The organism is Novosphingobium sp. 63-713, from assembly GCF_001898925.1.
In the GTDB taxonomy this organism is placed as follows: Bacteria; Pseudomonadota; Alphaproteobacteria; order Sphingomonadales; family Sphingomonadaceae; genus Novosphingobium.
The window spans coordinates 24,657-37,164 of the sequence record NZ_MKVS01000037.1; the positions used below are offsets into that span (position 1 = coordinate 24,657).

The window sequence follows — 12,508 nt, forward strand, 5'->3', positions numbered from 1 at the left end:
ATGCAAGTGCCTCATCGATCTTCGACGGGCAGGCCTGGACGCATTGCGCAATGGCAATACGCGCCGCCGCGTTCGTGTTGCCGACTCGAAAGAGATCCATTTGGTTAGAGGTTGAACATGAACGGCCCCGTCCTCACTCCCCAGCCCAGCCGCATCGCTCTTATCGGGACATGCGTGCCGCGCCATTGCGGAATCGCAACCTTCACAAATGATCTCCAGCAGGCGCTGAGCACTGCCGATCCGAACGTGGCCGCGATGATAATTGCCATGACCGACGACAAGAATGCCTACGCCTATCCCGATCAGGTCCCGCTGGAGATTCAACACGCAGACCCCGCCTCCTATGAAGTAGCGGCGGACTTTCTGAATGTTGCTGATATCGAGATCATCTCACTGCAACATGAATTCGGGATTTTCGGCGGTGAGGCGGGTGAGCATGTCCTCGGCCTGGTGCGCGGCCTGAAAGCGCCACTGGTCACGACGTTGCACACGGTCCTTGCCACACCCAATCCGTCTCAGCGCCGTGTTATGGACGAACTCATTGCAAGCTCTGCCCGCCTGATCGTGATGGCTGATAAGGGGCGCCAGATCCTGCAGGATGTCTATGGCGTCTCGGCCGATCAAATCGCCGTGATACCCCACGGCGTACCGGATCGTCCCTTTCTGGATCCAGCTATGGCGAAGCACGATCTAGGCTTGGCAGAGCGGACCTTGCTGATGACCTTCGGACTGCTTGGGCCGGGCAAGGGTATCGAGACAGCTATTCGCGCGCTGCCCGCCCTCGTTCAGGAAAACCCCAAACTCCTCTACATGATCGTCGGCGCGACCCATCCCAATCTGGTGCGGGACGAGGGCGAGCTCTACCGAGAGAGCCTGACAGCACTCGCCAGCGAGTTGGGCGTTAGCGAACATGTCCAGTTCGTGGACAGATACCTCTCGCTTGACGCGTTGCTGGATTATTTGGCCGCATGTGACATCTATCTGTCACCCTACCCCAACGAGGCACAGATCGTTTCCGGGACGCTGGCCTATGCGATTGCGCTCGGCAAAGCCGTTGTCTCAACGCCGTTCTGGTACGCGCAGGAGCTGCTGGCAGACAATTGCGGCTTGCTCGTCCCGTTCGAGCAGGCAGACGGGTTCGCAACGGCCATTCGCAGATTGATCGACGACGATACATTGCGAAGCGAAATTCGGACGAACGCCTATGCTCGTGGTCGGGCAATGATCTGGCCGAGAGTGGCGGAACAGTATCTCGAAGTATTTTCAACCGTCCGATTGGAGCGGCGTTCGGCAGGCGCAACCATCATCGGCTTTCCACCGATCCAACCAGGCAACACCCCATTGCCACATGTCTCGACGGCCCATCTCGCTGCTCTCACCGATTCGGTCGGTCTGATGCAGCACACCAAATTTGCGGTGCCCGATCGAAGACATGGCTATTGCCTAGACGATAATGCGCGCGCGCTGCTCGTCTTCACCGAACTCGCGGCATTGCGCCCTTTGACGGCGCAAGAGGAACAGTTGCACCTCACATACGCAGCCTTTGTCGAGAGCGCCTGGTCACCACAGACCAACCGGGTCCATAACTTCATGAATTTCGATCGGACGTGGTTGGAGAGCGATGGTGCGGATGACGCTCTGGGCCGCACGATTTGGGCGCTAGGCACCGTTGCTCGGCACAAAGACGCCCGTTCGCTGGATGGCTGGGCCGCAGCCCGGGTGCTGGAGATCGCGCCCGTCTTGATGGCGTGTACATCGCCGCGCGCCTGGGCCTATGGTTTACTCGGCATATCTGCGTTCCTGGAACGCTTTCCAGGCCATCGCGGATTTGAGCGCCTCAGGGGCGAGCTAGCCAATCGGCTTTTCCAGCGCTGGTCCGACGCTGCCAGGCCTGATTGGATCTGGTTCGAGGATAGGCTGGGCTACGATAATGCCCGTTTGTGCGAGGCGCTGATTGTCAGCGGCCATGACACCGGCAAGGAGCACTATCTCGATGCAGGCCTTGATTCGCTACGCTGGCTGATGAAACTGCAAACAGCCGAACGCGGTCATTTCCGGCCCATCGGAACAGAAACTTTCGGTGCCGATCATCGGCATCCGCAACCCTTCGATCAACAGCCACTGGAAGCCTGGGCGGCCGTCAGTGCCTGTTTGACCGCGGCGCGTGTCACTGGAGACGCCGTCTGGCAAGGTGAAGCGAGCCGTGCCTTTGCCTGGTTCCTTGGCCAAAACGATCTTCGCGTTCTAGTGGTGGATATCGAGCGCGGCGCCTGCTTCGATGGATTACATCCCGACCGGCGCAACGCCAATCAGGGCGCGGAATCGACGCTGGCTTATATCGCGGCGTTGACCGCGATGCGGCGCACTCCGTTTGCCCAGCCTGACTTGCCACGTATTTCGGAAATGACGACCGCACGATGTACATGCCACCTCGGCGGAGCCAGCGAGGATCCAATCGATACCGGCGCGGCTGGTAGCTGGCTTATGCCGGACGTTGAATTGGGTGTTCGATCCACGACGCAGCTGGCGACAGCCAATTGAAGCGCCCTCGATCCAGGCAGGCAGACAGTCATCATGCCCGCCACTGATCCACGTCCGCAGACCTATCCAGGCCAAACAGGCCTATCCGATGCCGGACACGTTATTGCCGTGCGCGGCCCGGTCATCGACGTGGTCTTCCCGAAGGGGAAGCTCCCGCTGGTCGACGAGGCGTTGCTCATTCACTGGGACAGGCCCGACGTGCTGATGGCGGAGGTGCAGAGCCATATCGACGATCGCACGGTGCGCGCCGTAGCGCTGCAGGCCACCTCGGGCCTTTCCCGTCATGTCGCGGTCGAGGCAACCGGCGGCCCTGTAGCCGTGCCGGTTGGCGCTGCGGTGCTTGGGCGACTGATCGACGTCATCGGCAGGATTGGCGACGGCGGAGCCCCATTGCCCGCCGACGTGACGTTGCGCCCGATTCACCGCGCGCCGCCGCCACTCCATGCTCAAAGTTCCGCGACGTCGCAATTTGAGACGGGGATCAAGGTGATCGACCTGCTTTCCCCGCTCGCGCAGGGTGGCAAGGCGGCAATGTTCGGAGGCGCCGGTGTCGGCAAGACAGTGCTGGTAATGGAACTGATCCACGCCATGGTCGCGCGCTATGAGGGCGTATCCGTGTTTGCCGGTATTGGCGAGCGATCGCGCGAGGGACACGAACTTCTGAACGACATGCGCGGATCAGGCGTGCTCGACCGCACCGTGCTTGTCTTTGGACAGATGAACGAGCCGCCCGGCGCGCGCTGGCGCGTTGGGCTGACTGCGCTAACTGTGGCTGAGTATTTTCGCGACGAGCAGCACCGCAACGTGCTGCTGCTGATGGATAACGTCTTCCGCTTCGTCCAGGCCGGCAGCGAAGTTTCGGGGCTGCTCGGGCGACTGCCGTCCCGCGTCGGCTATCAACCGACCCTGGCAAGCGAAGTCGCCGCGCTGCAGGAGCGAATCGCCTCCGTCGCTGGCGCGGCAGTGACCGCGATTGAGGCAGTGTACGTGCCCGCCGACGATTTCACCGATCCCGCCGTCACCGCCATTTCCGACCATCTCGACAGCACCGTCGTACTATCGCGTTCGATGGCCGCGGAGGGCATGTATCCCGCGGTTGACCCGCTCGCTTCGGTCTCGATCTTGCTCGACCCGCTGGTGGTGGGCGCCGAGCATTACCGTATCGCGGAAGAGGTGCGCGAGACGATCGCGCAATACCGCGCGCTGCAGGACATCATCTCGCTGCTCGGCGTCGAGGAACTCGGGCGCGACGACCGGCTCATCGTTGATCGCGCGCGCAAGCTGCAGCGATTCCTGACCCAGCCGTTCGTCGTCACCGAGGCGTTCACCGGTACGCCGGGGCGCTCGGTGCCCCTCGCCGAGACGCTAAAGGGTTGCGCGGCGATCCTCGCCGGCGAGGCAGACGACTGGGCCGAGAGTGCTTTCTACATGATCGGCGATTTCGAGGAGGCGCGCGCGCGCCAGGCGGGAGCCCCCAAATGAGGCTGTTGATCACCGATCCCGCGCAGATCGTCGCGGATCATCCCGATGTCGATGCGGTCCGCGCGGAAGATGCGACCGGCAGTTTCGGCATCCTGAAGGGCCATAGCGATTTTCTGACCGCGCTGGAAATATCGGTCGTCTCTTGGCGGCACGCGGACGGACGGCAAGGCTTCTGCGCGATCCGCCAGGGCATCCTGACGGTTAGCGGCGGTCGCGACGTGCGGGTCGCGACGCGCGAGGCGCATATCGGTGACGATCTCGACACGCTCGAACGCGACGTCCTAGCCCGCTATCGCGAGCGCATCGACGCGGACCGGACCGACCGCACCGCCGCCGCGCGTTTGCGCACCCAGGCGATCCGGCAGATGGTTGCGGCACTGCGCGGCGGCGCGGCCACCAGCGACATACGCCCGTGAGCGACCCCCTGCCCGACCGCGAAACCCGGCTGACCAAGGCGGTACGCGTGCGCGCCGATCGCCGCAAGGCATGGGCGCGCGACGGCGCCCCGTCGCTGGCGCGCAATCTCGGCCAGATCGGCGCGCTTGGCTGGACGATCACCGTGCCGATCCTGATTTGCCTCGCCGCCGGGCGTTGGCTCGACCATCATTTCGCCAGCGGAGTGTTCTGGACGGCGCCGTTGATAATGATCGGCGCAGTGTTCGGCGGTTGGTCGGCATGGCGCTGGATCAACAGGCGATGATGGCGGTCGCCATTCCGGCTTTCGGGTGCCTCGGCATGGCCGCAGGCGCGATCCATTTCCTGTCCCTGCGCAAGGATGTCAACCTCGTGGTCGTCGGCGGCTCCACCTTCGCGGCACTGGGCTGGCGGCTCGGACGTCTGGCGGTCACGATCGGGACGCTCGTTTGGGCAGCAACGCAAGGAGCGCCCGCGCTCGTGGCAGCAGCAGGCGGGTTCCTGCTCGCGCGGCACCTGATCCTCCCCCGACTAAGGCTGCCATCATGATCAGCTCGCCGTTCGACACGCAAGTCCTGCTCATGGTCGGTCCGGTACCGATTACGACGCCGGTCGTCACCACCTGGGGAATCATACTGCTCTTGAGCGTAGGATCATGGCTGATCACGCGTCGCCTCGCGCTCAAGCCGTCGCGAGCGCAAGCCGCGCTCGAGCTCGTCGTCGATATGTTTTCAGTCCAGATCCGCGAGACTATGGGAGTCGCCCCGGCCCCGTATCTTCCGCTGATCGGGACGTTCTTCCTTTACCTGCTCGTCGCCAACTGGTCGTCGCTGATCCCCGGCGTCGAGCCCCCGACCGCGACGCTGGAGACCGATATCGCGCTCGCGCTGATCGTGTTCGGCGCGACGCTCTGGTTCGGGATCCGCGCGCTGGGCGTTAACGGCTATGTCCGCAGCTTCGCCCAGCCTTCGATCCTGCTCGCGCCGCTCAACCTGATCGAACTGTTCACGCGCAGCCTGTCGCTGACCGTTCGCCTGTTCGGCAACATGATGAGCGGGGTATTCGTGATCGGCATCGTACTCAGCCTGGCAGGGTTGCTCGTGCCGATCCCGCTCATGGCGCTCGAACTGCTGACCGGCGCGGTACAGGCCTATATTTTCGGCGCTCTGGCGATGGTCTTCATCGGCGGTGCGGTCAGCGAAACCACTTCCATTCAGCAAAGGCAATGACATGAATTGGATCCATTTGATAAGCATCATTGGCGCCGCGCTCGCGATCTCGCTCGGCGCAATCGCCCCAGCGCTGGCGCAAGGAAAGGCCGTCGCCGCTGCGATGGACGCTATTGCACGACAGCCAGAGGCTGCGGCCACCGTTTCGCGCACGCTGTTCGTGGGCCTGGCGATGATCGAGACCATGGCGATCTACTGCCTAGTCGTCGCATTGCTGCTGCTCTTCGCCAACCCGTTCGCCTGACCCAGAACGGTGCATATCAACTGGTGGACGCTAGCGCTCCAGGCGATCAACGTCCTTGTCCTGATCTGGCTGCTTAGCCGCTTCCTCTACCGGCCGGTGGTGGCGGCGATCGCAGCGCGTCAGGCGGCGGCCGACGCTCTGCTCGCCGATGCGGCGGCGGCGAAGGCGCAAGCGGAGACCGAGGCGGCGGCCCTCAAAGCCAGCAACACCGCTCTTGCGGCCGATGCGGAGCGGCTTCGCGCCGAAGTTCGCACCGCCGCCGACGCCGACCGCGTCCGATTGCTCCAAACGGCCCAGACCGATGCCGAAAAGATGGGCGAAGCGGCCAAGGCTGGTATCGCCGCCGAACGCGACGCCATGCGCAAGGCGCTGGAGACTCAAGCGGCAACGCTTGCGGGTGACTTGGCCGCAAAGCTTGTCCAGCACTTGCCGTCGGCCGTGATCCACGAGGCAATGTTCCAGAAGTTGACCGACCAGCTCGCCGCCATGCTCGAAGTGGACCGCGCCAGAAGCTTTGACGGCATCGCGCTGACCCTCGTCACGCCCACCCCGCTCCACGACAGTGAACGCGCACGCTGCCGCGACGCCTTGGCGAAGCTCCTTCCGCTGCCACTCGACCTCGCGTTCGAGGAGGAACCGGATCTGATCGGCGGCTGCGAATTGCGCGGCGCGCACGTCCACCTCCGCAACAGCTGGCGCGCCGATCTGGACGATATGCTCGCCAACCTCGCGAAAGACGGAAACGATGCCCGAGACGCCTGAGAGCTGGCTGGAGCGCGCGCGCCAGAGCGTCGCGGCGACCGTCCTCGCCCCCGAACTGCGCCAGATAGGCCGCATCGACTCGATCGGTGACGGCGTCGCTATGATTTCCGGCCTGCCTAACGCCCGGCTCGACGAACTGCTGCACTTCGACGGTGGCCAGGCGGGCTTCGTCCAGACAATCGACGGCGAAACTCTTGGCTGCGTGCTGCTCGACGATGCCGACGGCGTGAAAGCGGGGGCCATGGTGACCGGCACCAACGCGGTTGTCCGCACGCCGGTCGGACCAGGACTCCTCGGCCGGGTCGTCGATCCGCTCGGCCGGCCACTCGATGGCGGCGCGGCCATCGCCACCGAAAGCTTCGAACCGATCGAACGCGCCGCGCCCGCAATCATCGACCGCGACCTGGTTGTCCAGCCGGTGCAGACGGGGACCTTCGTGATCGACGCACTGTTCGCGCTCGGCCGCGGCCAGCGCGAATTGATCGTCGGCGACCGCGCGACCGGCAAGACCGCGCTCGCGGTCGATGCGATCGTCAACCAGCGCTCCAGCGACGTCATCTGCATCTATGTCGCAATCGGGCAGAAATCGTCGAGTGTCGCGCGGGCAATCGAACAAGTCCGTCGTCACGGCGCGCCCGAGCGATGCATCTTCGTGGTGGCGAGCCCCGCACAGGCGCCTGGGCTGCAATGGATCGCTCCGTTCGCCGCCTTCACCATGGGCGAATATTTCCGCGATCGCGGCGGTCATGTGCTGATCGTTGTCGATGATCTCACCAAGCATGCGGCCACGCACCGCGAGATCGCCTTGCTCACTGGTCAGCCTCCGGGGCGCGAGGCCTATCCCGGCGACGTCTTCTATCTCCACAGCCGCTTGCTGGAGCGCGCTGCCAAGCTTTCGCCCGCCAAGGGCGGCGGCTCGCTCACCGCGCTGCCTATCGCCGAGACCGATGCGGGAAATTTGAGCGCCTATATTCCAACCAATCTCATCTCGATCACCGACGGGCAGATTGCGCTCGACGCCAAGCTGTTCGCGCAAGGGCACAAGCCCGCGGTCGATGTCGGCATCAGCGTCAGCCGCGTAGGTGGCAAAACCCAGGCGCGCGCACTGCGCGACGTTTCGGGCAAGCTGCGCCTGGATTACGCGCAATTCCTCGAGCTGGAGATGTTCACGCGCTTCGGCGAGCAGCCCGAAGCGCGCGTGAAGGCGCAAATTGACCGTGGGCAAAGGCTGCGCGCCTTGCTCAACCAACCCCAGTTCCAGCCATTGCGCGTCGTCGACCAAACTGCGCTGGCGCTGGCACTGACACAGGGAGCGTTCGACGCGATCGCCGTAGAGACGGTCACTGAGCTACGCGCGCGCTTGCCCGCCTGGCTTGACGCGCAGGCGGCGGAGACGGTCGCATCGGTCGAGAAAAGCGGCACACTGAGCGAACCCGATCGTGCAGCGCTGATCGCAGCAGTGGGCCGACTGACCAATAGCGTGGGACAGACCACGCCATGACCGAGCAGCTCGCCGATATCAGCGCCCAAATCGCGACCGTCAGGCAGCTCGGCGCGGTGGTCAACGCGATGCGGGGTATCGCCGCTGCCCGCGCACAACAGGGTCGCGCGCTGCTGCCAGCGGCACGTGCTTACGGCGATGTCGCGGCGCGCGCGATCGAGCAGGCGCTGCTGCTCGACGACACGTCACCCGTCACGCCGATGTCGCACCGGACCGCGCCGCCAGGCGTGATCGTGTTCGGCGCCGAGCAGGGCTTCGCGGGCACCTTTGCCGATCGCGTGCTCGACAGTGCCACTTCCGCGTTGGCAAATTCGCATGTTTTCCTGGTCGGCGACCGCACCGCGTCGCTGGCGCGCGAACGCGGGCTGCCCCTCGCCGCCACCTTCGCGGCACCGTTGCGCGCTGCCGCCATCATCGAGGTGGCCGCAGTGCTGATCGAGGCGGTCACGACCTATCTCGACACCAGCGGAGCGAGCCGGATCGACTTGATATTCCCGGTCTGGACCCCCGGGAAGGGCTTAAAGGTCACGCAGCGCCGCCTGTTGCCGCTCGATTTTGCCAGATTTAGCAGTGTCACCTCCACGCCACCGCTGATCCAGCTACCTCTACCAAAATTGCTCGATTGTCTGACCGAGGAATATGTCTTCGCGCAGATCTGCGAAGCCGCCACCGAAAGCTTCGCCGCCGAGAATGAAGCGCGTGTCTCGACGATGGCATCCGCTAGCACCAATATCGCCGCTAAGCTCGAGACGCTGCAAGGGCTCGAGCGGATGACACGCCAGGAGGCGGTTACCGCCGAGGTGGTAGAACTGGCGTCGGGCGTTCGCTCGCGACGGCATCGACAGGCTGCCCGCGACAAATATCGATGACGTTGGTCAACCAAGCCCATCGCCCAAACCGAACTCCCCCAGCCAAAGAGGTCCGCATGACAAAGCCCGATCGCAGCCACACCCGCGCCCACCTCGTCGGTGGCGGGATCGCTTCGCTGGCGGCAGCCACCTTACTGATCCGCGACGGCGGACTGTCGGGGCACACCATCACCGTTTATGAGGAGCTCGACCGGGTCGGCGGCAGTCTCGACGGGTCGGGCGACCCGCACACGGGCTACATGGTCCGCGGCGGGCGGATGATGGAAAGCAAATATCTGTGCACCTACGACCTGTTCTCCTCAATTCCGACGCTCGACGGGAAGCAGACCGTCACGCAGGAAATCTTCGAATGGAACGAGGTCATCAAGACCGGTTCCAAGTCACGTCTAGTGCGCGGCGCTAACAAGATCGATGCGCCCGAATTCGGCCTGTCAGAGCGCCACATCCTGACGATCGAGAAGCTGGCGATCGAACCCGAGACGCTGCTCGGCGACAGCCGGATTTCCGACCATTTCGACCAAGCGTTCTTCAAGACCAATTTCTGGTTCATGTGGTGCACAACCTTCGCCTTCCAGCCATGGCACAGCGCGATCGAGCTGAAACGCTACCTCGTGCGCTTCACCCACATGGTCGCCGGGTTCAACGAACTGCACGGCATCATGCGGACGCTTTACAATCAATATGACTCGCTGGTGCTGCCGCTGCGCAAATGGCTCGACGAGCGCGGCGTGGTGTTTCGCCTCGGCAGCAAGGTGACCGACATCGCGTTTGCCGACCGCGACGGCACGAATTTTGTCGAGAGCCTGACCTGCGAAAGTGGCGGCACGACCGAGCAAGTCGAAGTCGCGCCCAGCGACCTGGTGATCGCGACGTTGGGATCGATGACCGAAGGCGCCGCGATCGGCGGGATGGATAGCCCTGCGGCGCTTAACGACAAAAGCGTCGGCGGGGCCTGGGCCCTGTGGGACAAGATCGCCGCCGGCCGCCCCGAATTGGGCCGGCCCGCCAAATTCACCGACTATGTCGATGAATCGAAATGGCTCTCCTTCACCACCACGCTGAAGGACTCGGCGCTGTTCGACCGGATCCGCGATTTCACTGGCAACGTTCCGGGCGAAGGTGGCCTCATCACCTTCGTCGATTCCAATTGGCTGATGTCAATCGTGCTGCCGCACCAGCCACACTTCATTGGCCAGCCCGACAACGTGCAAGTGTTCTGGGGCTATGGCCTCAGCGTCGATGCTCCCGGCAATTACGTCGCCAAGCCGATGTCGGCCTGCACCGGGCGCGAATTGATGCAAGAATTGCTCGGCCACCTGGGAGAGATCGACCAGGCGCAGACCAGCCTCGAGGGCATGATCTGCCTGCCATGCATGATGCCCTTCATTACCAGCCAGTTCCTCAATCGCGCCAAGGGCGACCGGCCGCAGGTCAACCCAAAGGGCTATGCCAACTTCGCGATCACGGGACAGTTCTGCGAACAGCCCGATGACGTCGTCTTCACGGTCGAATACTCGGTGCGGTCCGCTATGTCGGCTGTCTATGCGCTGCTCGAAATCGACCGGACCCCGCCCGCAGTGTTCAAGGGACAACTCGATCCTCGCAACCTCTACAAGGCGTTCCGCGCCTTGCATAACATGAACGATTGAAGTTCGGCACGATGGATGGCCGGGGGGCACTGTCAGGTTCAGGGCTGTGACAAAACGTTGGACTCATGCGGAATGCTCGTCACCACCCGCTCGTTCTGAAATGGAGTAAGTTTTCCCGAAAGGGTGCCCACTATCGAAACGGTGATCAATTCTCATCAACTGAACTAGCTTACTCCATCACACTCAGGAGGTTATCGATCGAGACCGTAGCGAAAGCAGTGAATCTGTCAGCAATTGCATATGGCAGAAGCATGGTCCGATCCTGAACGAGCGCACCGCAGCTATAGACGACATTGGGTACGTACCCGTCCCGTTCGTGCGGACTGGGCGCCAGGACCGGGCGCGGTGTTCGCGCCAGCAGCTTTGACGGATCATTCTTGTCGAGGAGGCATGCGCCAATGCAATAGTTGCGCACCGTGCCTACGCCGTGGGTCATAACCAACCATCCTTCGTCGATCTCGATTGGCGATCCGCAATTGCCCATCTGCACGAATTCCCAGGGGTAATTTGGCGTAATAAGCTTTGTGCCCCCTTCCCAGTTGAGCAATGAATCGGAGAAATGAAGCCAGATATTCTTGCCGTCCTGACGTCCAAGCATGGCGTATTTACCCGCAATGCGGCGAGGGAAAAGGGCCATGCCTTTTCCGCTCGAGGCCTGGCCGGTCAGAACGCGCATTTCGAACGATCGGAAATCGGTGGTGGTCAGCAATTCCGATCGCACTTCGCCACCGCTAAAAGCGGTATATGTTCCATGATAGACTATGCTGCCGTCATCCTCGCAGAAGCGCACAAGGCGCGTATCCTCAATGCCCTGCCTCTGGCTCGGCAGGACCGGAAAAAGCACCGTCTCCGAGATCGTGCGACTGCCGGCGCAGCACAGGCGCGCTGCTACGCCCTCTCCTTTCCCGCACGTATCGATAAGTGGCGATACCGATGTCGGGCTGGGATCATCGATCAAAAGTGCGCCGCCTGATGCCCAGGTACCGGTCCGGAACGTCACGGAAGACACATGTCCCTCGCCAATTCCGCGCAGCGACATCACAAAACGGATGGTTCCCTCCGGGAGCCCCGACTGTTCGGGATGGAGTACCACGCTTGGATTGAACAAGGCCGCAGCCTCGTACGCAAATTCTTCGCTGAAGTAGGCGCCGATCAACCGCCGCTGCTTGGCGTTGATACGACCCACACCCTCGATACCGCCAGCGACCTCCTCGAACCGCCGAAGCAGCATCGTATCCACGTCACGGTGGTTTTCATCCAGAGACAATGTGACGCCTTTTAGCTGGCGCGCCAATTCAACCTCGTCAAGCGCCACGATCAGGTCCACGGTCTCTTGGGCACGTGACGTGCCGCCGGCGAAGTCTCGTGGGTAGTGCGGATCGAATGGCCGAACGACGGTCCGCGATGGATTGGGTCGAAGAACGCAATCATAGAAGTTAAGTTTTGCGCGTTGGATCATACCGACCGGCTCCCCTGTGCGTTCCTGCTTAATCAACACTGCCACTCCTCGTTGGAAAACGTATCGCAGCCGACTGTGGTATTCGGTGTAGCTTCCGTTCGCGGGATTGTGGACGGAAAGGCGACCCTTGCCCAGAAATCTGCCCGTAAACCCTGTGCTGTGAGGGCCTATAAGTAAATTCCGCAGAAGCCGGTTTTCCCGGTCGGGTATGTTTCTCTTTAAGATAAGCCATCGATTTCGTCGAAATCTCAGACGATTATTTATTAGGGTCCGGACCCATTAACGGGATTCCCATCTGCCATTGAGTGTGATTCAACGCGTCCTGCGAGGAGGCGTTGGCAATGGCGGATTTCTTTTG

At 62.6% G+C, this 12,508-nt stretch carries 12 protein-coding genes; 11 read left to right on the forward strand and 1 reads right to left on the reverse strand.

Going from position 1 to position 12,508, the window contains the following annotated elements; genetic code table 11:
• Positions 1-117: 117 nt before the first annotated feature.
• From BGP00_RS16330 to BGP00_RS16380, 11 genes are read left to right on the forward strand one after another with little or no spacing between them, the layout of a single operon-like run.
• Positions 118-2,541 (forward strand): glycosyltransferase family 4 protein, encoded by a 2,424-nt coding sequence (locus BGP00_RS16330; protein ID WP_292694223.1) that lies wholly within the window; start codon positions 118-120, stop codon positions 2,539-2,541.
• A gap of 33 nt (positions 2,542-2,574) precedes the next feature.
• Positions 2,575-4,023, forward strand: a complete 1,449-nt coding sequence (gene atpD / locus BGP00_RS16335) for a F0F1 ATP synthase subunit beta (RefSeq protein ID WP_292694226.1) — start codon at positions 2,575-2,577, stop codon at positions 4,021-4,023.
• Positions 4,020-4,439, forward strand: a complete 420-nt coding sequence (locus BGP00_RS16340) for a F0F1 ATP synthase subunit epsilon (protein WP_072384140.1) — start codon at positions 4,020-4,022, stop codon at positions 4,437-4,439. Before atpD ends, BGP00_RS16340 begins: the two co-directional genes overlap by 4 nt.
• On the forward strand, positions 4,436-4,723 hold the full coding sequence (locus BGP00_RS16345; protein ID WP_083554958.1) for an AtpZ/AtpI family protein: 288 nt from the start codon (positions 4,436-4,438) through the stop codon (positions 4,721-4,723). Before BGP00_RS16340 ends, BGP00_RS16345 begins: the two co-directional genes overlap by 4 nt.
• Positions 4,699-4,986, forward strand: coding sequence for an ATP synthase subunit I (locus BGP00_RS16350; RefSeq protein ID WP_083554959.1), 288 nt, complete (start codon positions 4,699-4,701; stop codon positions 4,984-4,986). The genes BGP00_RS16345 and BGP00_RS16350 overlap by 25 nt, the downstream gene beginning before the upstream one ends.
• Positions 4,983-5,666, forward strand: coding sequence for a F0F1 ATP synthase subunit A (locus tag BGP00_RS16355; protein ID WP_292694229.1), 684 nt, complete (start codon positions 4,983-4,985; stop codon positions 5,664-5,666). The genes BGP00_RS16350 and BGP00_RS16355 overlap by 4 nt, the downstream gene beginning before the upstream one ends.
• A gap of 1 nt (position 5,667) precedes the next feature.
• Positions 5,668-5,910 (forward strand): F0F1 ATP synthase subunit C, encoded by a 243-nt coding sequence (locus BGP00_RS16360; protein ID WP_292694232.1) that lies wholly within the window; start codon positions 5,668-5,670, stop codon positions 5,908-5,910.
• A gap of 9 nt (positions 5,911-5,919) precedes the next feature.
• Positions 5,920-6,672 (forward strand): hypothetical protein, encoded by a 753-nt coding sequence (locus tag BGP00_RS16365; RefSeq protein ID WP_292694235.1) that lies wholly within the window; start codon positions 5,920-5,922, stop codon positions 6,670-6,672.
• Entirely contained in the window at positions 6,656-8,173 is a 1,518-nt protein-coding gene (locus BGP00_RS16370) for a F0F1 ATP synthase subunit alpha (RefSeq protein ID WP_292694238.1), read from the forward strand. The genes BGP00_RS16365 and BGP00_RS16370 overlap by 17 nt, the downstream gene beginning before the upstream one ends.
• Entirely contained in the window at positions 8,170-9,042 is an 873-nt protein-coding gene (locus tag BGP00_RS16375) for a FoF1 ATP synthase subunit gamma (protein ID WP_124810951.1), read from the forward strand. Before BGP00_RS16370 ends, BGP00_RS16375 begins: the two co-directional genes overlap by 4 nt.
• A gap of 56 nt (positions 9,043-9,098) precedes the next feature.
• Positions 9,099-10,691, forward strand: coding sequence for an oleate hydratase (locus BGP00_RS16380; protein ID WP_292694242.1), 1,593 nt, complete (start codon positions 9,099-9,101; stop codon positions 10,689-10,691).
• A 169-nt stretch (positions 10,692-10,860) separates the two neighbouring features.
• On the opposite strand, the gene BGP00_RS16385 is transcribed toward BGP00_RS16380, so the two are convergent.
• Complete coding sequence (locus BGP00_RS16385) at positions 10,861-12,150, reverse strand: glycoside hydrolase family 130 protein (protein ID WP_292694257.1); 1,290 nt, start codon at positions 12,148-12,150, stop codon at positions 10,861-10,863.
• Positions 12,151-12,508 lie beyond the last annotated feature (358 nt).

What these genes read in the sequence shown, in the direction of transcription:
- BGP00_RS16330 (WP_292694223.1), top strand. Translation starts at nt 118, where the DNA reads ATGAACGGCCCCGTCCTCACTCCCCAGCCCAGCCGCATCGCTCTTATC.
- atpD (WP_292694226.1), top strand. Translation starts at nt 2,575, where the DNA reads ATGCCCGCCACTGATCCACGTCCGCAGACCTATCCAGGCCAAACAGGC.
- BGP00_RS16340 (WP_072384140.1), top strand. Translation starts at nt 4,020, where the DNA reads ATGAGGCTGTTGATCACCGATCCCGCGCAGATCGTCGCGGATCATCCC.
- BGP00_RS16350 (WP_083554959.1), top strand. Translation starts at nt 4,699, where the DNA reads ATGGCGCTGGATCAACAGGCGATGATGGCGGTCGCCATTCCGGCTTTC.
- BGP00_RS16355 (WP_292694229.1), top strand. Translation starts at nt 4,983, where the DNA reads ATGATCAGCTCGCCGTTCGACACGCAAGTCCTGCTCATGGTCGGTCCG.
- BGP00_RS16360 (WP_292694232.1), top strand. Translation starts at nt 5,668, where the DNA reads ATGAATTGGATCCATTTGATAAGCATCATTGGCGCCGCGCTCGCGATC.
- BGP00_RS16370 (WP_292694238.1), top strand. Translation starts at nt 6,656, where the DNA reads ATGCCCGAGACGCCTGAGAGCTGGCTGGAGCGCGCGCGCCAGAGCGTC.
- BGP00_RS16375 (WP_124810951.1), top strand. Translation starts at nt 8,170, where the DNA reads ATGACCGAGCAGCTCGCCGATATCAGCGCCCAAATCGCGACCGTCAGG.
- BGP00_RS16380 (WP_292694242.1), top strand. Translation starts at nt 9,099, where the DNA reads ATGACAAAGCCCGATCGCAGCCACACCCGCGCCCACCTCGTCGGTGGC.
- BGP00_RS16385 (WP_292694257.1), bottom strand. Translation starts at nt 12,150, where the DNA reads ATGATCCAACGCGCAAAACTTAACTTCTATGATTGCGTTCTTCGACCC.